Annotated in this window: 16 protein-coding genes; 1 reads left to right on the forward strand and 15 read right to left on the reverse strand. The window is 40.8% G+C overall.

What is annotated here, in order from left to right:
- Window positions 1-2 precede the first annotated feature (2 nt).
- From cyoE to AAFN64_RS14685, 13 genes are all read right to left on the reverse strand, one after another.
- Window positions 3-905, reverse strand: a complete 903-nt coding sequence (gene cyoE, locus AAFN64_RS14625; protein WP_300489330.1) for a heme o synthase — start codon at window positions 903-905, stop codon at window positions 3-5.
- Between the two features lie 142 nt (window positions 906-1,047).
- Window positions 1,048-1,590 (reverse strand): SRPBCC family protein, encoded by a 543-nt coding sequence (locus AAFN64_RS14630; protein WP_347761002.1) that lies wholly within the window; start codon window positions 1,588-1,590, stop codon window positions 1,048-1,050.
- Window positions 1,591-1,637: 47 nt separating this feature from the next.
- A complete protein-coding gene (locus tag AAFN64_RS14635) occupies window positions 1,638-3,737 on the reverse strand; it encodes a gliding motility protein RemB (protein WP_347761003.1) in 2,100 nt (699 codons plus the stop codon).
- Window positions 3,738-3,749: 12 nt separating this feature from the next.
- Entirely contained in the window at window positions 3,750-4,493 is a 744-nt protein-coding gene (gene deoC, locus AAFN64_RS14640) for a deoxyribose-phosphate aldolase (RefSeq protein WP_300489282.1), read from the reverse strand.
- Window positions 4,494-4,546: 53 nt separating this feature from the next.
- On the reverse strand, window positions 4,547-4,921 hold the full coding sequence (locus tag AAFN64_RS14645; RefSeq protein ID WP_300489285.1) for a VanZ family protein: 375 nt from the start codon (window positions 4,919-4,921) through the stop codon (window positions 4,547-4,549).
- Complete coding sequence (gene gcvH, locus AAFN64_RS14650) at window positions 4,914-5,294, reverse strand: glycine cleavage system protein GcvH (RefSeq protein ID WP_300489288.1); 381 nt, start codon at window positions 5,292-5,294, stop codon at window positions 4,914-4,916. Before gcvH ends, AAFN64_RS14645 begins: the two co-directional genes overlap by 8 nt.
- Before the next feature lie 61 nt (window positions 5,295-5,355).
- On the reverse strand, window positions 5,356-12,573 hold the full coding sequence (gene sprA, locus AAFN64_RS14655; RefSeq protein WP_347761005.1) for a cell surface protein SprA: 7,218 nt from the start codon (window positions 12,571-12,573) through the stop codon (window positions 5,356-5,358).
- 3 nt (window positions 12,574-12,576) lie between these two features.
- Entirely contained in the window at window positions 12,577-13,158 is a 582-nt protein-coding gene (gene ruvA, locus AAFN64_RS14660) for a Holliday junction branch migration protein RuvA (RefSeq protein WP_300489294.1), read from the reverse strand.
- 94 nt (window positions 13,159-13,252) lie between these two features.
- A complete protein-coding gene (locus tag AAFN64_RS14665) occupies window positions 13,253-15,550 on the reverse strand; it encodes an NADP-dependent malic enzyme (RefSeq protein ID WP_300489297.1) in 2,298 nt (765 codons plus the stop codon).
- A gap of 164 nt (window positions 15,551-15,714) precedes the next feature.
- Complete coding sequence (gene queG / locus AAFN64_RS14670) at window positions 15,715-16,641, reverse strand: tRNA epoxyqueuosine(34) reductase QueG (protein WP_347761007.1); 927 nt, start codon at window positions 16,639-16,641, stop codon at window positions 15,715-15,717.
- A gap of 5 nt (window positions 16,642-16,646) precedes the next feature.
- A complete protein-coding gene (gene ruvB / locus AAFN64_RS14675) occupies window positions 16,647-17,669 on the reverse strand; it encodes a Holliday junction branch migration DNA helicase RuvB (protein ID WP_300489303.1) in 1,023 nt (340 codons plus the stop codon).
- A gap of 45 nt (window positions 17,670-17,714) precedes the next feature.
- Window positions 17,715-17,996, reverse strand: a complete 282-nt coding sequence (locus AAFN64_RS14680; RefSeq protein WP_300489306.1) for a GNAT family N-acetyltransferase — start codon at window positions 17,994-17,996, stop codon at window positions 17,715-17,717.
- A 1-nt stretch (window position 17,997) separates the two neighbouring features.
- Window positions 17,998-18,216 carry a (4Fe-4S)-binding protein gene (locus AAFN64_RS14685; RefSeq protein ID WP_300489309.1) on the reverse strand — a complete coding sequence of 73 codons (219 nt, stop codon included), beginning with the start codon at window positions 18,214-18,216 and terminating at the stop codon, window positions 17,998-18,000.
- A gap of 93 nt (window positions 18,217-18,309) precedes the next feature.
- Here AAFN64_RS14685 and AAFN64_RS14690 point away from each other — a divergent pair, with 93 nt between their 5' ends.
- Window positions 18,310-19,725: an amino acid permease gene (locus tag AAFN64_RS14690; protein ID WP_300489312.1), complete on the forward strand. Its 1,416-nt coding sequence runs from the start codon at window positions 18,310-18,312 to the stop codon at window positions 19,723-19,725.
- 102 nt (window positions 19,726-19,827) lie between these two features.
- Here AAFN64_RS14690 and AAFN64_RS14695 read toward each other — a convergent pair whose 3' ends face one another.
- Together AAFN64_RS14695 and AAFN64_RS14700 are read right to left on the reverse strand one after the other, a co-directional pair.
- Window positions 19,828-21,750: a DUF3857 domain-containing protein gene (locus AAFN64_RS14695; protein ID WP_347761008.1), complete on the reverse strand. Its 1,923-nt coding sequence runs from the start codon at window positions 21,748-21,750 to the stop codon at window positions 19,828-19,830.
- On the reverse strand, window positions 21,747-23,615 hold the full coding sequence (locus AAFN64_RS14700; protein ID WP_347761009.1) for a transglutaminase-like domain-containing protein: 1,869 nt from the start codon (window positions 23,613-23,615) through the stop codon (window positions 21,747-21,749). The genes AAFN64_RS14695 and AAFN64_RS14700 overlap by 4 nt, the downstream gene beginning before the upstream one ends.
- Between the last annotated feature and the right edge of the window lie 28 nt (window positions 23,616-23,643).

Raw genomic sequence — 23,643 nt, forward strand, 5'->3', positions numbered from 1 at the left:
GCCTATCGTAAAAATTTATCTATAACATATACCAATTGCAGCAACGAAATATACGAAACACTCACCAACATTAATTTGCGGGCCGCTTTCTCGTCCATTTCTCTATATAATTTCACTGCAAAATACAACATCCAAAGTCCTAAAAGCAATACAAAACCAGCCGCTACATAACTCAGTTTTAAATCACCTGTAAACCCGACTACCGGAATCAACGAAGCGATGATCAACCAAACAGTATACAATATCGTTTGCAAGGCTGTTTTCTTATCCTGTTTTCCTGTTGGCAACATAAAGAACCCGGCTTTTTCGTAGTCTTTATACAAAAACCAACCAATAGCCCAGAAATGCGGGAATTGCCAGAAAAACTGAATTAGGAAAAGTGTTCCGGCTTCAATACCAAATTCATTGGTCGCCGCTACCCACCCTAACATAAACGGAATAGCACCCGGAAAAGCACCTACAAACACCGAAAGTGGCGTCATGGTCTTTAAAGGCGTATAAACACTGGTATATAAAAATATGGATATTGCGCCGAACATGGCCGTTTTCGGATTGATCGTATACAAAATAGCGATCCCGACAACGGTAAGCACGGCTCCTAAAATAAAGGCAGTTTGTTTGGAAATTCTCCCGGAAGGAAGCGGTCTGTTTTTGGTACGATCCATCAACGCATCCAGATCTTTTTCTATGATCTGATTAAATACATTGGAAGCCCCCACCATACAATAGCCACCAATTCCAAGCAGTATAAAAGTAATCCAGCTAAAAGGCGTTTCATCGGAAACCCCTAATAAATAGCCTACTATAGACGAAAAGACAACACTAATAGCCAGTCCTGCTTTGGTGATTCCTTTAAAATCCGCAAATAAAGAGGTAAGTGAAATTGTTTTTTCTGAAGCGTTCAAGGCAGTTTTCATTATTATTTATAAAAACGGTGCGCAAATATACTTCAAAAATTAGTTTTCATCAAAAGTAAACCCTTAAAATCAACCGCAAACAGCAGTTTTAACAAAAAAGAGAGGTCTTTCGACCTCTCTCCATATTTTTTTATTGTTTTTCCAATAGTGTCTTCATATCCTTCAGACCAGTATCCAAAGCACCGCCCAATTCTTTTTCCATATCCATAAACAGCAGCAACAGATTCATCGGATAGTTTATCGAACCTTTAAAACCCCATTTGACTTTGGTTTGGTTTTCCGATACCGCTTCGGTTATCATATACGCATCATCATCGGCTTCCATAGGTTCTTTAAAACGCAGCTTCATATCCACACGATCGCCATCGACAATACGAACAATTTCCTGTTCGCCTTTCCCAACTTCCTTATTGGTACTTTCCCAGGCATAAACAAAACCAACTTCTCCGTCGTTTCCTTTATACTCTCTTTTCATCGCCGGATCTTTTCGATTCCAGACGCTATAGTTATCCTGGTTTTTAATATGCTTTATATAATCGAACACTTCCGCTTTAGGTTTGTTGATCACTATTTCTCTTTCAATAGCATAGTCTTTTTTCACAAACAAACCCGCTACGAGTAACAATACGATAACCGCCAGGAAGAACAGTATGATATTTTTTATGATTCTCATAAAATGATGTTTTTTATTGGTTATAATTCTAAAATTACAAAAAATAATTAAAAATCATAGTACCAATTAAACAAATCTACGCGCAAACCAACTGAAAACCAGGTTGTCGAACTTTTTACTGCACTTGGCGTTTCGGTAGCCGGATCAAAGTTTCTATAAATCACATTTCCGAAAAGTTTCAGGTTCATCGCCGGATTTACCAGATAACCCGCCTGAAGATCGGCTATTAAAACATTCGTTTTATTTCCTTGTCCGGTTACCACTCCGGTATCAAAAGGGCGGTCTTCGTCATAATTACGATAGATATCCCCACCGTAATTATAGGTATTGTCCGCCGTGTTAAAATCGAGTCCTCTTAGTCCGTAAATCAGTTTTGCATCGACAAACCAACGCCCATAATAATAACGCGCAATTCCGACCACTTCTTTCAGATTGGCACCCCAAAGATGTCCCATACTTTGGTTATTATGTCCGTAGTTCGTTAACACATTACTATGCGAATACACATACGGACGCACATAATTGTATTCGGCTTGTAACATCAGGTTTTTAATCTTAAATGCATCGTAATACTTTCCACCTATCTGGAAGCCGTATTTATTTTTCCAGCTTCCATTACCCGCTTTAATATCACTTAACGAAAACTCATCCAACAGGAATTGTCCGTAGATATTCATTTGGTTGCTCAGCTTATATTTCGACGTAAGTCCCAAAACGGCATTTCCGCTTTTGGAAGACGATGTAAATTCAACGGCACGATAAAAAATGATCGGGTTAACAAAGCTAAAATCAAAACCACGGTCGTTGGTATTACTCCAAACCACCGATTCAAAGAATCCCATATTCCATCGTTTGGAAACATTCCAGCTCAGGTAGTGATTGGCCATATATTTGGTGGCGTATGTCTTTTCGGCTGTTACGTCGGTACGGACATCTTTCAACCACATATAGGTATTGGTATATTTAATTTTCCAAAACGTCGTATTGATTTTAAAATACGGATACGGACTGGCCACATCGCTAAAAATCAGTGAGCGGTATCCATCTCCAATAAAATTCCGTCCGTAACCCAATTGCAGGTTGATGAATTTATTAGGCGTATACGATATATTGGCTTCCGCAAGCGGAAAATCGTAGCCATCTCCATTAAATTCTTTAGCGATCCCGATACCTGGAATAATCGCCGGGTTTCCACCCGATGGTTTGATCGATTCGGCATAACGGTTGTAATAATCCGCAAAACGCCCCTGACTTTCATAAACCGAACTCGAGAACGTTAACTGCTCGCCCAACGCCCCCTGAACATGTACCCCGCGGGTGTTCACATAGGTATATTTGAGTTCGCTATCCATATCTTTCCCAACGCGCAGGTCGAAAATCGGGTTGATAGTAAACCAATAGCCGTCACCCTGAATGGCAACCAGGTTTTCATTCCAGAGTTTTCGTCCCCACCAGGAGGTTTTATTTTTAAGCAGTTTTTGTTGTTCCTTATCGAAATCGTAATATTTGGCCACTTCCGCATAAGAATACGGTTTGGAAGCCGAATGGTTATTACTTCCCACCTGATTTACGGCCGCATCGAAAACGGCATAATTCTGATGTGAAAAAGGAATATTCAGGTGGCTTTTAAACTGCGGGTTCCGAAAGGGCTTGCTAACAATTTTATCAAACTCATCCAGTTCCTGTTGTACTTTTGGATTGGTTTTTCCGGAAGTAGTCGCTACAGCTGTTGTTTCATCCGATACCGGTTTTTCCAACGGAATAGCGATACGCACCGTATATTTAGCATAGGTTGCCCTACCTGCAAATTTTGCCGGTTCTACTTTTTCGAACTGCGCAAAAACTCTTTTGGTTTCCTCTTTCAGTTCGGGATAGGCCGCATCGATATACAAGGGTTTAAATGTCCCGGTTGAATCGACTTCAAACAAGGCAATAACCGTTCCCTTATAATTCGCATCGGTTACCTGCTGTGGCACTTTAAAATGCGAATAGAAAAAATCCTGAACTTTAGCATTAAAGCAGGATTCCTGCTCTTTTTGCGGTTTATCTTTACAGTCCTTAAAAACCGGAAACTGTTCGTTTTCGGTTTGTGAAAACGTATTTGTCAATCCAAGTGACAAGAACAGGGCACACCATAAATACCTCATGTAATACCGGGTTTAATATTCACTATTTGATTGCTCTCCGTTGGCAATAGCTTTCGCCGAAGAGGTTCCGATTCGTTTTACACCCAAACGCACCATTTCCAGTGCTTCCTCGTATGTACGTACACCACCAGCTGCTTTTACCGGTAGCGGAAATGAATTTTCCAGCATTAGTTTTACGGCCGGCACAGTCGCGCCATTTGGCTTCCCATCTTCGGTTTTATAAAATCCGGTTGATGATTTCACAAAAACCAATTCGTATTGATTTTCTTTAAAATTGGCAATAACGACGTTTTTGATCAATGCCGATAGCTGTACGATCTGATGGTCGTTTAAAGCCGCTACTTCGATGATCCATTTTACGATCTTGTTATGCGATAATCCCAAACGGGTACACTCCAGGACTTCTTTTTTTACTTTATCGGTTTCACCGCGTTTAAATGCTTCGTAATCCGCTACAAAATCAAGATCGTCTGCACCATCCTGAATGGCCTGTTCCGCTTCATTTAATTTCTCTTCCAATGTTCCGTTACCGTTTGGAAAATCGATAACCGTTCCGATGGTTACAGCTGAATTATTTTCAGCGATCATCGTTCGGGCCATCGCTACCATATCCGGGCGAATCATAATCAGTTTGAATTTTTCCCGAATTGCTTCCGCAACATAGTCGGCAACAATTTTTCGGTTCTCCGTTTCTGAAACACCAGCCTGTTCGGCGGTTTTTAAATAGGTCGAGTCTAAATAATTTCTAATATCCATGGTATAAAAATAAAAAAATCCCACAAAAGTGGGATTACTATGTTGCAATTAATTTAGTCTTTCAGCTTCTGACTTCTGTTTATGTAAAGCAATGCTATTGCTATAAGTCCTCCTGTGGTATTGGCCAGCACATCTAAAATGTCGGCCGACCTGTTTTCTGTAAACAAACCCTGACAAACTTCAATTCCAACGCCGTATAAAAACCCGAAAAGAAATACGATTCGCAGTTTTTTTACCAATGGTTCTTTTGGGAACTTGCTATCGAGTGTCCGAAACCACAGAATTGTAAACAGAAAGTAAAAAACAAAATGTACAAACTTATCTTTAAAAGGAATTTTTCCGCCCACATCCGTATTAATGGTTATCAGACAGGCAATACCTATCACTAACGACCAACCTAATGCGAGTAAAAGATTGAGTTTACGCACCAATCAAGGCTTTATAATCTTCGCTTGACAAAAGTTCTTCTACTTCTGCCGGATTGCTGATTTTTACTTTAATCATCCATCCCGCTCCGTAAGGATCGCTGTTAACACTTTCCGGTTCTGACTCTAAATCTTCGTTAAATTCAATGATCTCTCCTGTTAAAGGTAAGAACAAATCCGATACTGTTTTTACCGCTTCAACGGTTCCGAAAACTTCGTCTTTATCCAGTGTCTGATCCAACGTTTCTACTTCAACATAAACGATATCTCCTAATTCTTTTTGTGCAAAATCAGTAATTCCAATCGTTGCAACCTCGCCGTCAAGGCTTACCCATTCGTGATCTTTTGTGTACTTTAAGTTAGATGGTATATTCATTGTGTTTATTTTTATTGACAAATGTAATTTTATTAGCGGTAACTTTAAAATGTTTTCCTTATTAATTTCCAAAGTTATAACGCAGTGTAAAACCGGAGCGGATGTTCGTCATCGGGAACGAAGTCGAGATCACCGCCTGTGAGAACGAATGGTCATAATAGAAAATCGCTGTCAGGTTTTTACTAAACATATAATCGGCTGTTAATTTTAGCGACCAGATATCCTGACCACCAGCCAACTGGTTATTATCGTAATCCAAATAACGAACGATTGTCTGGTTTTGACGCAATGTTAAATTCGCTTTCAGGTTAATATCACTACGAATCACACCCATTGGATTATCGGCCAGTTTGGAGTTGATCGTAACATCTTTAAAACGATATCCAAATTCCAGTGTATATTCATTTCCTTTTACCTCGGTTAACAATCCGTTATCGAAACTCAACGACAAGCTTCGGTCTTTTTTCATTTCGGCCAAAATCTTGAATGAGTTTTTCATTTCAAAATCCACGCGCATCAATGGGTTAAACTGTTCCACTAAGTTGACATTCGCTACAATCGTTTTTACCGGATAGTTTCCTGTTGTCGGGTTTATAGCATTCGGATCGGCATCGTAATCGAAATTCGAACGGAATGAACTTACCGTATACGAGGCACGGTATCCGTGTTGTAACGAGAATCGTTTAAAGTTTTCTTTAAAGAACCCATAGCGCATCAATCCGGTATATTTTATATTCCAGTTCGGGATTGGCACATCGCGGAAAATTCCTGTCGACACACTCGAAGCACTTGTTCCGGTATAAGCGGCAAGGAACGACGGTAACAATACCGCCTGACTGTTTCTTCCAAATCCAACCGGATAACCGTCCGGAGTGGTGTTATTCGGATCCAATCCTCTTTCGGTTGCCAAACGTCTTGCAATTGTCAATCGGTTTTCTCTGAAATCGTTAAACGCATCCGAACCGGTTTCATCACTTCTTGAGAACGCTGTTTTAATCAACACAGTCGAAATCGAGAAGTTACCAAAATCGTAAGGTGAACGGGCGTTATAGTTTCCAAAGGCATCCACATCATACTGTTCCGAGAAATTCTGTGAATAGGTACGATTCGCATTTAAGTCGATTTTCAAATCATTAAACGGTTCTACCTGTGCGGTAATATCCAATAATTTATTACGCACCTGTGTAAAACTCTGGTTGAATTCCGGATAATTGGTTAACCATCCGTTTTTGGCTGCTTCATAACGAATATCCGACTGGCTACCCATAATAAATCCTAATGTCGGTTGCATGGTTCCGAAGAAACCTACTTTAGGCAAATAACCCGGAAGTACCGTACCACCATTATCGGTATAGTTAATCTGAATATTTTTCACACTGGTTGCCAATCCGATCAAACCGTCAATAATCACATTCGGTTTGTCTTCCGGAGCTTGCTGGATCTGGGTAATTTTCTGACCCGGAACCGGAGCTTTCGGAGCCGGTGTATTGGCTTTTGGCGCCGCTTTTCTACGTTGTTTGGTTAGACCGATGTACTTATAGAAGTTATCCATCGTCAATACCGTATTCAATCGGTGTGATGCCGCATTCTGAATCGTGTTACCCAAATCGTAACCATCGATTGATGAGAAAGCATCCGACGAACGTTGCCAGTTGTAATCACCGGTATACGTATAGGTTGATTTCACAAAGCTTAAGAACGGCAGTTTGTTTATCGGCAGATCGTAATTTACGTTTAGCTGTTGCGTATGGTTATTCGGTTCTCCGATATCAAAATAGCTATCCCAGATAGTATTTGTCGGATCCGGAATTTTATTTTCATCAAGGTAATTTCTTACAATGTTATTGGATGACGCACTATAATTAATACGCAGCGATTTGGTTAGATTATAATTGAATCCGTATTGGTAATTGAAGAAGTAATTTCTTCTGTACAACGGATCGATTGCAATACCTTCCACACCATCTACCTGTCGGAACTGTTGTCTGTTGTACTGACGTAAAATTGTCGAGCTGAATGAAATGGTTGTTGGCAAATAATTAAAGTTAAAGTCGCTCAACATTTTCCAATAACTGCTTTTCTTCATGAACTTCGTTTTCTTAAACGGCTCTACGGCTTTTGGTTTGAATGTATAGGCATAATCGGCTGAGGTTTTCACCTGCTGATCCACCAAACTTTCCACTTCAAAATCGTGGTGTTCCATTTCGTTAAACGAGTACGATAAGGTAAGGTTTTCCACATCATACACATGCTGTTTCTGTTCCGGTGCACGGTCTTTTTTCACTCCGATAAAGTTGATACTTTTTCGTTTGGTATAATCGATCGCACGGTTGCGGATATTGTCTTTTTCGGCACTATCAGCGGTTACATCCAACAACTGCTGTAATTTGATATCCTGATTAAACGGATCGTATTCCGGTGTAATGATTTCCTCACCTACTCCGTAGTTAAACGGCAGGTTGATTCCCCATTTCTTAGGCAATAATTTTCCTAAGTTAATATTGGTAACGATGTTGTATTGTTTTACATCTTCACGACTTCTTTCGTTTGGTCCCTGTTCCAGTGTTCCGAAACCGATGGTACTCATCCTACCGGTAGCCGAGATATTCATCAGGTCGGCAAAGTTGGTATCCAAATTGGCAATAGCCGCCATACCGCCTTTGTTATCCATTTCGGACATACGCAATTCGTTAAACCAAACTTCCCCGCGTACTTCCTGAGTGGAGATGTTTTTTACCCCGACCATTAAGGTACGTACCAAACCAAAGTTCGGGTTACCTTTAATACCTAATGTCAGCATATTTGGTTTTCCGCTCAATGACGGATCCAGGACATCCTCACGTGCATATCCGATACCGGTTAACGGATCAACCGGGTTTGGCAGGTTCCCCTGTAATGCGAGTACTTTTAACTTGGTTAACAATTCCAGACGTAAATCGATTTCGTTATCCGAAGGCCAGATTTCCTCCGCCGAACGCGCCGAGAAAGCCGTTGGTTTTAACGGAATCTCCACCTGATAGAAGTTTTGTGTAAAGTCATTACCAAAACGGATAAACGCCACCATCTGATCGGCCATTAGCGGTTGTGTTTCGGCCGGTGGTTGTAACGCTTCGGCGTGAAGGAACATTCGTAGTTTTTTAAACTGACGCATATCCACACTTACGTTTTTAAACACGGCTCTGGCATCACCCGGCTCCAAACCTCCCAGTCCCGGAAGGGCTGAATCTTTTTTGTAAACACGTAACGATAACGATTGCTCGTTTTGGTTGATAATCGTGTTGTTATTATATAATTGTTCGCGGGTTACTCCCGGAGGCGTTACATACGGAATTGGCAAACGGTTACCATTTTCCTGAATGTTTACAGCCACTACGTCAAACCCGGTATTGTCATTTTCGTTTTGTTGTTCGGTTTCGTTAGGATCCAGTGTACCGGTATAACGTCTCCATTCACCACGTACTAAATCTAAAGCACCGAAACGCAATGTGATCTGATCGGAGAAGTTCGACATGAACATTCTCATAAAACGGATCGAGCGGAAATCGGAAATCGAACCTTCCTGATTGGCACTGGTTGCTTCCAGAATTGGAATTTTATATAAGATCCAACGTACACGACCGGTACCACCATTAGCAAGATCAACGTTATTGTTTACACGAACGTCGGCAATAAAATCCTGTCCAACCGGAACTTCACCCGGATAATACTTCACCGGAACTTCAAACTTCCAATACGCATTGATCGTATTCATAGTGTTATCACGGTTGATATCCTCTACATCCGGTAAGGTTGTCGATCCACGGTTGGTATCCGAAACAGCGATTGGCGAGTTCCCTTGAACACCGTTATAATTACGGTAACGCTGGATAATATTTCCTTGTGCATTTAAGAAGTACTGGTAGTTATCGGCAGCCGGATCGGGATTACTGGCAAAAGCTGGGAATTTTGCTGCTTCTTCAGCATCGTTCAATCCATCCAAACCAACATCCTGTGCTTCACGATTTCCTTCATTGGTATCGAAAGCATAGATTAGCGATTGCGACGCCGGTACGTTACCCCAAGGACCTTGCGGTTGTACCAAAACCTGATTTGGTCCCAAACCATTTTCATAGAATTTTCTTCCGTCTTTTAAGATGTCTTCCGAAATCTCACCAATATTGAAGGTTAATTTTCCTTCGTTGGTTGTAATCCCCTGAACATCGGAACCGTAATACGGGTCCATCATCCAGAACTGGATATACTCCACATTCGACTGTTCGAAGTTGGTTGAGTTGATCGCTCTCATAATACCACCCCAGTTATTTTGTGGGTTGGCTATGGAGTTGTCGGAAGGATTTGCCAACGGGCTAAAGTTATACGGTCCTCTTTCTTTTGGATAATACGTTAAATCGAGCGTATTGATCACCGTACTTTGCCCTTGTGCAATATCGGTAACCGGATATAACTCCTGACTATAAATACGACGGGTACGGTTTGAAGAGATATCATCTACTGATAATCCGGCCGGTAATTGCGATGAGGCATAGAACGTCGGGTCAATGGAGTACCACGATAATTTCGCTCTTCGGAAACCATAATCCGGAGCCGACAATTCGTCTCCGTAGCCAACCGGCGTACTCGCCAACGACCAGGCTTGAGCCGAACGCATGTCGATTGTAGTTTGCGAACCTTCGAAGTCATCGATATAGGTTGTTGCTTCTCCGTTAAACTGATCCGCAGTAGAAGCACCCGGTTGTAAATAGGCGATCTCTCCACGGAAGGATAAGTTCGACGGCACATCGGTATCCACATTCGGAAGTTTGTTTACCAAACGGGTAAAGAATGGTACTTCGGTAGAGAAATTGGTATTCAAACCATAAATGGTATTGTTTACCGATTCCTGACCGTAGTTTGATTTTTGTGTAAACGGACGTTCTGATAATCGCAGGAATGTACCCCCTATCAAGAATTTATCCGAGAATTTGTGTTCCACGTTTAAACCGTAAAAACGTCGGGTTTGCTGACCAAAGATGGCGTTGTTTTCCAACGACACTTCAATTGGAATACTGGATGCCTGTAACGACGGATCCAGGATTTGCACCCGCCCTCTCTGGTAGTCTACGGTATAATCGACACCTTCAACCAAACGACGTCCACCGGCTGTTACAACAACCGATCCCTGCGGTACGTTAAAGGCTCCAATCGCAATACCGTCTCCTCCTGAGGATTTGAATTTACCTTTTAACTGGAATTTATTTTTATCACTATCCTGTAAAGCACCGGCCTGCGTGGTTTTATACAGGTTTCGGAATACATATTTACGCTGGTTGGCATTATAATCGATACCGCTAGTTGCGTCTCCATCATAATTTTCGTTTCCGTTGGATCGTAATTTTTCAAAAAGGTGATCCCCGAATGGCTCAACCGTTGTAAAGATAATACGTCCATTTTGCTGATCGACCGTAATACCCGGAACAAAATCGAAGAAACCGTCCCCTCCTACTTGCGGGTCATTGGTGTAATTTAGACGGTCGACATTGAAAACTTTGATCAATGGGGTATTTTCTACATCACCCGGTAATGGAACCGCGGGTTGCGATCCACTGCCCGGACCTGCCGGAACAATATAGTTTAACGGCGAAGGGTCGGTATATAAAATATTAAAACGGAAATCTTCCTGAGACAACTGGTAAGCACCCGGGATCTGGTAGATGTTTTTCATCATCAAATTCCAGATCGGTTGGTTTACGTTGGTCAGGTTACTTTTTAATAATTTTACGATAAGACTTTGAGTAGACGGGATTCCGTTTTGAACCTGTGTCGCATCAATACCATCGGTACCGAATTCCCCAACCTGGTATACTTTATCACCCACGGTATACTGATAGGCTACTGCCAGTACTTCGTCGTTTGCCAAACGTTGGTTTAACGAGATGTATCCCAATTGCTGGTGATAGGTATATTCGTTGGATGATAATTTACGCGCATTTTCCAATTTAGCGTAATCTTTTCCTTCGATAACATTATAGGCTGGCACACTAAATCCGGCACTTCCGTTTACAATTTCACGGATACCCGAATTCAGGTAGTTGGTTCCGATCGCTCCCGGATCGAATTTGTTATTTTTATTATCAACAGGTGCTCCCGCTGGCTGGTTAAAAAATCCGCCGGAAGGTATTCCGATGATGCTGGCATCCGGTACGCCAAGTTGTTGCGCCTCTCCCAAATCCTGTAACGCCATAATGTTACGCAGGTTGTTATCGGTACCACTAACTCGGTTTTGTTTGTTGGTGATCCAAACTTCCACACGGGTAATTTGTACCCGGCTGTTAATTTGCGGATACTGCTTTAAAGCTTCGTCATAACGATTACGGAAATACTGCGATAGGAAATAGTGTCGATCGGAATCATAATCCAATGCAAACAACTGGAATTCCTGAATGGTTCCACCACCTTGTGCGGTAACCGTTTTGGTTTGTGATTTCTGTTCGGAGAAAACCCCGGTAATGGTCGTCTTCCCAAACTGGAATTGTGCTTTCACCCCGAAAAGACTTTGCGCGCCACGGATCAAAGAACTGTTTAGCGGCAAGCTTACGTTTCCGACTTCGATCTTTTTAATAATATCGTCTTCGGTGGGTGTATATTCTAATTTAATTAAATTCTGGAAAGCAAAAGTCGACTGGGTATCGTAGTTGGCATTTACATTTAAACGGGTTCCCACTTTCCCCTGTAAACTCAAACTGATTCGCTGGTCGAAATCGAATGTAAAGGTCGATCTATTTCTTGGGGAAAATGCCGGATTATCCTGTTTGGTATACCGCATTCCCAAATCCACTTCTACGGATCCGAGTGGTTTTACATCGATTGTATTTCCTCCAAAGATGGCTTCGAAGAAATTGGAATTTACATAATATCGTGGTAATAAATCTTTTTTCGCATCTTCGCTACCTGCTTTTTTACCGTCGATAGCACTTGATTTTTTCTTGAAATAGTCTCGCATGGACTCCCGCAACACCAACTCTTCATATTCCTTTGGCGTTAGGATGATCGGGTAATTAATATTAAAACCGTCAAAAGTTTTGGTATAGATATAACGATTGGTTACCGGATCATAGGTATAGGCTTCCACAATACTTTTCGGATTGGAAATATTGAGTTTTCCTACTGAAGAACCGGTTTTAATAGAATCCTGTTCTTCTTCATCAACCTGAGCCTGGACAGAAAAACAAAAGAATAAAACCAAAATCGTGAGTCCGGTCTTTATCTTCTTAAAAAAATCATGCGAGTAAAATGTTTCCAAGAATTATAAATTTTTTAAAGCTAGTTTAATGATTGATTCCACAGAAGCATCTGGATTATCTTTAACAATTTTATCAACTACTTTTTCGGCTGATTTCCGCAGGAATCCTAAAACCTCCAAAGCTGATAACGCTTCATTTTTATTTGTATTGCTTTCTACTGCCGAAACTTCCTCTAAATTATAAACTTTAAGTACTTTATCTTTCAGATCCAGGATAACGCGTTGCGCTGTTTTAGCTCCAATTCCTTTAATGGATTGAACCGTCGCGACATCGTTATTGGCTATGGCGTGAATGATTTGTTGTGGAGGAATAGACGACAACATCGTCCGTGCTGTTCCCGCTCCGACACCGGAAACGGAAATCAACAGTTTAAACAGTTCTCTTTCGGCTTTTTCAACAAAACCAAAAAGGGTATGCGCATCTTCTTTAATCTGAAGAAAAGTATAGAGCTTAATATTCTCATTATCTGGCAATAACGAAAACGTATGGAGCGAGATATGGATCTGATATCCTACGCCATTACAATCTATAATTACCTCTGTTGGCGACTTTTCGGCAAGCCGTCCCTTAATATGTGCAATCATATTGACCCGTATTCGTTATTACCAAAAATAAGAAAAATCTTTTACTATCCTAATTTTATAGTGCAAAGTCACTATTTTGTCCGGTTACCGGCAATTATTTCTTTACTGTTTGTTGCTTGAAACGTTTCTCTTTTTCCTGAGCATCGACAACCGCAACAGCCGCCATATTTACCATTTCTTCTACGCTGGCGCCTAATTGGAAAATGTGTACCGGTTTTTCCAACCCTAACATGATTGGTCCGATCGATACGGATTTATACAACTCTTTTATCATCTTATAGGTGATATTCGCCGCGTCCAGATTAGGAAAAATAAGGGTATTTACTTTTTTATTAGCCAGTTTTGAGAATGGGAATTTGCTTTTTAGCATATCCGAATTCAAAGCAAAGTCGGTTTGAATCTCACCGTCCACAATTAAATCCGGGTGGTTTTTATGCAAATAGGCCACTGCTTCACGTACTTTGGAAGCGCCTTCATTTTTAGATGATCCGAAGTTCGAGAACGACACCATTGCAATAACCGGTTCCATACCAAACATTTTTACTGTTTTGGCAGTCATTAAGGCGATTTTTGCCAGGTCTTCTGCCGATGGATTCGGATTGATTGCCGTATCGGCCAGGAATAATGGTCCGCGTTTGGTCATCATAAGGTTGGTGGTTGCCACACGTGACACCCCAGGTCCTTTTTCGATTAGCTCCAACATTGGTTTTACAACTGTTGGATAACTTCTGGAATATCCGGTTACCAAAGCATCGGCTTCACCTTCATTAATCATCATCGCTGCGAAATAGTTGCGTTCGCGCATCCATTTTTGAGCATCCAATAAAGTTGTTCCTCTTCTTTGACGGGCTTTCCAATATACTTCTGCAAAACGATTTCTTCGTTCTTCCTCTTCTTTGGTTTTCGGGTCGATAATCAACACTTCCTCTTCGAAACCGATTTCCGCTTTTAATTCCAAAATGGTTTCGCGGTTACCCAATAAGATCGGTTGTCCGATACCTTCTTCCAAAACGATCTGCGCTGCTTTTAACACATCCAAATGATCGGCTTCGGCAAAAATAACTCGCTTCGGATCTGTTTTGGCACGGTTCTGTAACAGTCGTAGCATTTTGTTATCCGATCCCATACGTTCCAATAATTCCTCACGGTATTTATCCCAGTCGGTGATTGGTGCTGTTGCCACTCCCGATTCCATCGCCGCTTTGGCTACAGCCGGTGGTACTTCGGCGATCAATCTTGGATCAAACGGTTTCGGAATGATATAATCTCTACCGAAAATTAATTTGGTTTCGCCATACGCGATATTTACCTGCTCCGGTACGGATTCTTTGGCCAGATTAGCCAAAGCCACTACCGCAGCTTTTTTCATTTCTTCGTTAATTTTGGTTGCACGAACGTCTAAAGCTCCTCTAAAAATAAATGGAAACCCAAGTACGTTGTTCACCTGATTAGGATGGTCGGAACGACCGGTAGCCATAATAATATCTTTACGGGTTGCAATAGCCACATCATAATTGATTTCCGGACGCGGATTAGCCATTGCAAAAACGATTGGATTATCGGCCATTCCTACTAGCATATCCGGTGTTACGATATCGCCCGAAGACAAACCGATAAACACATCAGCACCCAACATGGCATCGCCAAGAGAAGCGTATTCTTTGTCGGTTGCATATTTTGCCTGCATTTCGGAAACTCTAGGATCTCCTTTACGCAGCGCTCCTTTACTGTTAAACATTACGATGTTCTCCTGTTTAACACCAAACGACACATACAGGTTGGCACAAGCAATAGCCGCCGAACCCGCTCCGGAGATTACCATTTTTACATCTCCCATTTTCTTACCGGCCAATTCTACAGCATTTAATAAGGCCGCAGCCGAAATAATCGCTGTTCCGTGTTGGTCGTCGTGCATTACCGGAATATTCAGTTCTTCCACCAATCGTCGTTCGATTTCAAACGATTCCGGCGCTTTGATATCTTCCAGGTTAATCCCACCAAAAGTTGGTGCGATATTTTTTACAGTTTCAATAAATTTATCTACGTCTTTGGTATCCACTTCAATATCAAACACATCAATATCGGCGAAGATTTTAAACAAAAGTCCTTTTCCTTCCATTACCGGTTTTGAAGCTTCCGGTCCGATATCGCCCAACCCCAAGACAGCCGTTCCATTGGAAATCACCGCTACCAGGTTTCCTTTGGCCGTATACTTATACACATTGTTTACATCTTTCTCAATCTCCAAACATGGCTCTGCAACTCCCGGTGAATATGCCAGTGCCAGATCGCGCTGTGTTGCATATTTTTTGGTGGGTACTACCTGGATTTTTCCAGGTGTAGGTTTCGCATGATATAATAAAGCCTCTCTTCTTTTGCTGTCTTTATGCATAGTTTTTTATTTTACTAACTCACAAAGATAACGGTATACACATAATTTTAGAAACTTTTAACAGCGAATATTTTAAAAACAATGCACTATTACAGTAAATCAAAAAGCCAAAAAAAAAGCAAGACTCTGATTCACAAAAAGATAAGAAGAAGTAGTATTTAGAATTATTCTTTTAAGAAATTCATGTTGCGGATTAATCCTTCGTATTTGGTTCGCTTTACGGCCGAATCCTTAAAAACTTTCCGGAAGGTTTCATCGGTTATCTCTTCCCAGTCTTTTTTAGAAAAGGACAATATCGATTCATTGGGTTTGAGCAGCGGTTCCTGATGCGGTTTTGAAAAGCGATTCCAGGGACATACATCCTGACAAACATCGCAGCCAAACATCCAGTCGTCGAATTTCCCTTTTACTTCCGACGGGATATTTTCTTTTAATTCGATTGTAAAATACGAGATGCACTTGCTGCCATCTACTACATAAGGCGCTACAATCGCTTCAGTAGGACAAGCATCGATACAGGCGGTACATTTTCCGCAGTGATCGGTTGTAGCATTGTCGTAATCCAATTCCAGATCAACGATTAACTCGGCGATAAAGAAAAACGAACCCACCTGTTTGGAAAGCAGGTTACTGTTTTTTCCGATCCATCCCAGGCCGCTTTTTGCCGCCCAGGCTTTATCCAGAACCGGAGCTGAATCGACAAAAGCCCGACCGGATACTTCTCCGATCTCATTTTGGATAAAAAACAACAGCTCCTTTAGTTTTTCCTTGATCACATAATGATAATCCTGACCGTAGGCGTATTTTGAAATCTTATAACTCCCTACGTTTTGTTTGATTTCGGGATAGTAATTCAGGGTTAACGAAATAATACTTTTGGCATCGTCGACCAACAAAGTCGGATCGAGCCGCTTGTCGAAATGATTTTCCATATACCCCATTTTTCCGTTCATTTGGCCGTTAAGCCACTTTTCCAGTCGGGGCGCTTCGGCTTCGAGAAACCCGGCACGGGATATTCCACATGACAAAAAACCGAGGCGTTTGGCTTCGGTTTTTATCAATTGGGTATATTTTTCCGTATTATTAATCATGGTTATTAAAACAATCCTCCCTGAATACCGGGACGGGTTTTCCCCAGATGGTGGTAGGCTTTTTCGGTTACTTCACGGCCACGTGGTGTTCGGACAATAAAGCCTTCCTGAATCAGGAATGGTTCGTATACTTCTTCGATTGTTTCACCGCTTTCGGATACCGCTGTTGCCAATGTTGACAATCCAACCGGTCCGCCTTTAAACTTATCGATAATCGTACTCAGGATTTTATTATCCATTTCATCCAGTCCGTGCGCATCTACATGTAAGGCTTTAAGGGAGAAACGGGCAATTTCCACATCGATTCTTCCATTGCCTTTTATCTGAGCAAAATCACGGACACGACGTAACAATGCATTGGCAATACGTGGTGTTCCCCTACTTCGGCCGGCAATTTCGATAGCTGCTTCCATCGTGATTGGCATTTTTAAGATTGACGCACTACGTTGTACAATCGTGGTTAGCAATTCGGTATTGTAATATTGTAAGCGGCTTTGGATTCCGAAACGAGCCCGCATCGGTGCGGTCAGTAAACCGGAGCGCGTTGTCGCACCAACCAGTGTAAACGGACTAAGGTTAATTTGCACCGTTCTGGCATTGGGTCCACTTTCGATCATGATATCGATTTTAAAATCCTCCATAGCCGAATACAGGTATTCTTCTACAATGGGACTTAGGCGGTGAATCTCGTCGATAAACAACACATCCCGTTCGTCCAGATTGGTTAACAAACCGGCCAGATCGCCGGGTTTGTCCAATACCGGACCGGAAGTGATTTTGATATTTACATCCAGCTCATTCGCCAGAATATTGGCCAGGGTGGTTTTACCCAAACCGGGTGGCCCGTGGAACAAGGTATGATCCAGTGCTTCCCCTCTAAGATTGGCAGCCTGTACAAACACTTTCAGGTTTTCCAGTACCTGATCCTGTCCGGTAAAATCGTCAAAAGACAGCGGTCTTAATTTTTTTTCTAAATCAAGTTCCTCCGGATTATATCGTTGGTTAGTCGGATCTAAATGCTCATTCATTTGGCAAAGATAGGAAATGTTTGGCTGGGATCAAGCGCATTCTTACTACGCAACAATCGCTTCCCATTCCGGGTGTCTTTTAATATAAGCCGCCACAAAAGGACATAATGGCACCAATGAATAACCATTATCTTTTATATAGTGAAGTGTTTTCAGGACAATCGCATTGCCAATGCCTTTCCCTCCCAATTCGGCCGGAACTTCGGTATGGATGAGGTATATCTTTTTGTCTTTGATTTTATAATCGATAAAAGCGATATGCCCGTCCACTTCCAGTTCAAAGCGGCTTTTCGCTTCATTATTCGCTAGCTTTAAATGATCTTCCATTTTATTTTTTGTTATGATAATAGGACAAAGCACCAGAGGGGCATTTTTTTATTTGCTCCACAATCTCATCCGAGCCCGCTTTACGGACTTCGATCCAGGGTCTGACTTTAGCCCGGAAAACTTCGGGTAGTCCGCGAACGCAATTTCCGGAATGTTCACATAATTGTTGCTTCCAAACTACGGTAATTTCACCATTGGAATATTCTTTTGGACTTTCCATAATGTCTTGTTTTTGTCTTTATGAAAGTTACAAAAAAAAGCATAATAAAACGCATTTTTCATATATTTATCCCCAATAAATCAACAACAACACATGCAAAAAGAAACCCCAACATTAAAACGGGAATTAAGTCTTCTGGACGGAACCATGCTGGTAGTCGGCTCAATGATTGGTTCCGGGATTTTTATTGTCAGCGCCGGGATTACCCAGAATATCGGAAGTGCCGGATGGCTTATTGCCATTTGGGTTGTATCGGCTTTGATTACTATAACAGCTGCGGTGAGTTATGGCGAGCTAAGTGCCATGTTTCCACACGCCGGCGGACAATACATCTACCTCAAGGAGTCCTACAACAAACTGATTGCTTTTTTATATGGATGGAGCTTTTTTTCGGTAATACAAACCGGTACAATTGCCGCTGTTGGCGTAGCGTTTTCTAAATTTACCGCCTATCTGATTCCGACGGTAAGCGATACCCATATTTTATTTGAGATTGGTACGTTTCAATTAAATGCCGCACAATTGGTTTCGATAGCCACTATTATTTTCCTAAGTTATATCAATAGTAAAGGTGTCAAAAATGGCAAATACATTCAAACCGTCTTTACGATTACCAAGATTGCGTCCTTATTCGGATTGATCCTTTTCGGTTTTATTCTAGCCGCAAAAGCCGAAATCTGGAATGCCAACTGGGCCGATGCCTGGAATGCACAAACGTTTAACAAGGACACCAATTCCTGGGTTGCCATTTCGGGATACACGTTGGTTTCGGCTATTGCCGCCTCGATGGTTGGTTCGTTATTTTCCAGCGATGCCTGGAATGGGGTGACTTTTATTTCGGGTGAAATCAAACGACCGGAACGAAACGTAGGACTGAGTTTGTTTTTAGGCACCCTGATTGTGAGTGTGATTTATATTCTGGCCAATGTGATGTATGTGGCCGTAATGCCATTAAACGACATCGCTTTTGCACCATCGGAACGTGTTGCCGTAGCGGCTTCCCAACATATTTTTGGCGCTACCGGTACGATTGTGATCGCGGTAATGATTATGATTTCGACGTTTGGTTGTAATAACGGATTGATTATGGCCGGATCACGGGTATATTATACCATGGCCAAAGACGGCCTTTTCTTTAAAAAAGCGGCCGAATTAAACAAAGCAAGTGTTCCGGGTTGGGGTTTATGGATTCAGTGTATCTGGGCGTCTTTTTTATGCCTTACCGGTAAGTATGGGGATTTATTGGATTATGTAATGATTATTGTAATTATCTTTTATATACTGACAATCTACGGTATTTTTATTTTACGTCGCAAAATGCCGGATATGCCACGACCGTATAAAGCATTTGCCTATCCGGTATTACCTGCATTATACATTATTGTAGCCACTGCTATTTGTGTGGCTTTATTGATCGACAGAACCAGCACCTGCGGTTGGGGCGTATTGATTATGCTGGCCGGAATCCCGGTTTATTACCTTACGAAACAGAAGGAACGTAAAGAGTAAAGAAGAAAGAAAGAGTAAAGAGACAAACCTATCGGAATAAAGTTCTGACAGGTTTTGAAAACAATACTAAAAAAGCCATCATAATGATGGCTTTTTTTAATATTATCCTTGTGGTTTTAAAACCAGTGCCGCTTTGTTAAAATCGGCAGCCGCGTTAATTACCTCTCTATAGGACGGATATTCCGAAACAGGATAATTAATATCATTATAAAATTCCTCAATCTCAACAACAAATTGGTTATCAACAATTTTAACATTAGAACTAAACTTAACTATTGTTTTATTCTCACGTTTTAGTTCCTTGTTCTGTATAAAATCCTTATAACTTTCAACGGTGTACCCTTTTGGTATCGTAAATACTATTTTATGTTGGTATTGCTTTGCATAATTGGTTGCAATTGGTTTTTTTCGGGTGGTTTCCTGATACAAGTCGTTTTGCTTTCCAATGACTTTACCAAGATTAACCATCAGATAGTTTCCTGCATTTTCTGTAAAATCGGCTACAGTCTCCGCTTTTAAATTTATCTCAAAAGGTGTATTCGTATAATTGTTCGAAAACTCCTCTGCTTTAAAACCATAATCGTTCAATTTGATTTCCATACCCTCCAAAGCGATATATTTTACAAATTTTTCAATTGCCTCTTTTTCATCATTTACTTTCAATTCCTTAACAAATCCTCTTGTCGCCTGCCCCAAATAACCCGTTGCGGCTATTTTTTTCTCCAGAGTAGCATTTTTACCGTCATTGGTTAATGCGACAACAGTCTCCGTGGCTTTTCGGGTATAATCCGCATTGGTTATCGGAAACTGATGTACTTCAACTTTATAATCTGGTTTCGCTGGATTGCTATAATCATAGACCACTCCTCCTGAGTCTTGTAATTCATATTCCGTAACCGGGCCGTAACTTATATAATCTTCTGTAGGCGTAATGTACTTCTTCGTTTCCGGTATATAGAACACGATCTTATGCGGTACTACACTATAGAATATATCCGGATGCACTATCCCTACAAAACGATCCACGCCAAAAATCAACTTAAACGGAATCTTCATTTGCTGCAATGTTAATCCATAAAGCGACACCATTTCCATACTACTCAACTTCTGCTTTCCTGTTGCCAGTTCCTTAATTTTAGACGCTTCTCCACGCTGTCTGAATTCAAAGTTATCTTTGATATAATTATCCAGAATCGTTAATCGTTCGTCTGTACTTTTCGTAGCATCATCCAATTTCAAATCTTTTAAGAAGTCTTTCGACTTCCCTTTGGATATTTGTGTTTTATTAAACTTTCTAAATGCCGCGTCAAAAAAGGAGCCCCAGTGTCTAAAAGTCCCTAAGATTGTCGCCTCGTATACAATTTTATTGATCAGCAATGTGTTCTTTGCCTCTTTTTCATATTTATAAGCCGGGATATTTTCGGCAACAAACACGTAGCCACTATTATCTTCCCATTTCGAAAACAAATCGCTTTTATCATATAAAAAACGTACGCCCGGGTTACCGCTAAGCTGGAATTGTGCCCTTAGCAAGGGTACTTCATATTGAAAGATCTCATAGTTGGAAGCAATCGGCACTTCTTTTAAGATATAATAGTACTCCAGAATATCTCCTTCCTCCACACCTTCAAAGACCAATGATTTGATTTTGTCTTCCTCTGTTTCTATAATTTTATCTTCCGACAACACATTTATCGTTCCATTGGGTTTTATAATCCGGGCATGAAAATCTCTTACTTTTAGCGTTAATCCGTTAACGGCGCGCACTTTATTATATTGGTTAATCACATCCTTTTTATTAATCTTCACCGCCATATGCTTCATCATAAAAGAGGAGTAGCCATAGCCTCCCATTCGCAAGTGAACCCAACGATTGTCTTTTAAAACAATAGCGGGAAAATCTTGATATCGTTCCGGTATGGTGTCGAACACAGGCTTTTCGTCCCAGGAATAGTCTTTGATTTTCTGGGCATCTACCTGGAAAACCACAAACAACAAGAGCAATTGTAGCATTAATTTTTTCATGCTTTTTTCAGAATTATAGATTGATTATATTGATTTATAAGTTGATTGACTATATCGTTCCACTGTTGGAAGTTTTCTTTTTCCAACAATAGTGCCGTTGAATACACTTCCTGTTTTACGATTAATAGATTATTTTTTTGGGTGTAGCTGATCTGAAAACCTAATAATTCGTTTTCCTGTTTGTTATTTTTCGGCAAATATTCCACAGTATAGCCTTCCGGAATTTCGATAGTATAGGTAATATCATTATGTTGTTCAAAATCATTTTCAACCGGATATTTCCGTTTGTCGACATCAATCAGAGCACTCTTTAACGGGAAAAATAAAATCGGTTTTACAATTAGTTTCCCCTCGATATTCTTAGCCCAGTTGTCCAACTTTAGTTCATATTCAGCATGCGCTGGTGTTGTCTCATACGGTTTGATTGAAGTAGCGACAATTTGGATTTCGGCTTTGTTATTTGTGGCGTGCAAAAGACTTTTCCAGATTTCATTTTCTTTCTGATAATTATTCGCCAGCATTCCGGCTAAGCGCATTTTATAGAATCCGGAAAAGTTGGCTTTGACCTTTCCAATCAAAGTGTTGTCCAATATTTTTAAATCCGCATTCAGGTTTATTCCGTTAGTCTTTTTGTCTATTATCGGTACTTTTTCGATCACATAGCCATCGCCCAATCCAATTAGCGCTTCTTTACCCTGAATCATATCGGTAGGCATAGGGAATTGTGAATATTTACCGGTTGCGTCTAAAAAATATTTCTTTCCATCCAGTTCCAGACAGGTGATCATATGATTGTCCGCCAAAGGTGACGGCAATTCTTTGTAAGTATAATTTCGCTGACGTGTTCCAATCCATGTTACATACGATTTAAGTCCGGCATAACGCAACAGCTCATTTGTAATGTTGGCCATATCTTTACAGTCACCATATTTACGGGTAAAAACCAAAGCAGCATCTCTCGGAACAAATCCCCCCATTCCGTCTTCGTAGGCCACGTAATGCAGGTTTTCCTGTACCCAATCGAATATTGCTTTTGCTTTATCGTAATAGGATGTTTTCCCTTTAATTAACGCTTCTGCTTTTGCTTTAACAGCCGATTGATCCGACTTATTCATATCCTTAACCAGAGATCGATACCAATTGTACAGGTTGTCAGAATTTCCGAGCATTTCCTCTTTCTTTCCGTTAACCGTATAATTATTAATATAATACACTATATGTGGCACAACATACGATGTTCCCGGCATGTCTTCTTCCGGTTCAAAAGCCGGAACATTCTTCATCTCCCAGGTATATAGTACCGTATCACCTTCCGTTACTTTATTGAAAACAATTTTATCCCGATCGTAACCAAACAGGCTGTACCCAATCTCAACTGATTTCGGGCATTTAATCGTTAACTTGGCGGATTCGACTTCAATCGTATTCTGAAAATAAAAACCATCCAGCAATTTTGGCTCATAATACTCTTTTTTATACTTCAGATTGAGTAGTGAATTATCCTGAACATTAAGAAAGTGAATCGTTTTCTTTTTGTAATCGCTATGAAAAATATTATCCAGAAACACATCCGAAGTAACAGCCGTGCTATTGGAATAGTTCTTATTGGTTGCTAAAATAGTTGTATTTGCCGTGAGCCCATTAATATCGCTAAAAGAGTCATACGAAACACTTTCAACCGTATGTTGTCTTTCTTTAGCTTTAGCAACAAGCTTACTATAGGTTACTTCATTTTCTATTCTTAGTTTCTTATCATTCCGTATGGTGACCGACTCATTGTAATAGATATACTTTGATTTATTGTTCTGTCCCCAAAGCGGAGCCGATAGCAAAAGCAATAGCAAACAATGCAATATTCCCTTCATCAGATAAAAATTAATGACACATAAAAAA

Origin of the sequence: Flavobacterium sp. CAU 1735, assembly GCF_039888695.1 — a bacterium.
Classification (GTDB): domain Bacteria; phylum Bacteroidota; class Bacteroidia; order Flavobacteriales; family Flavobacteriaceae; genus Flavobacterium.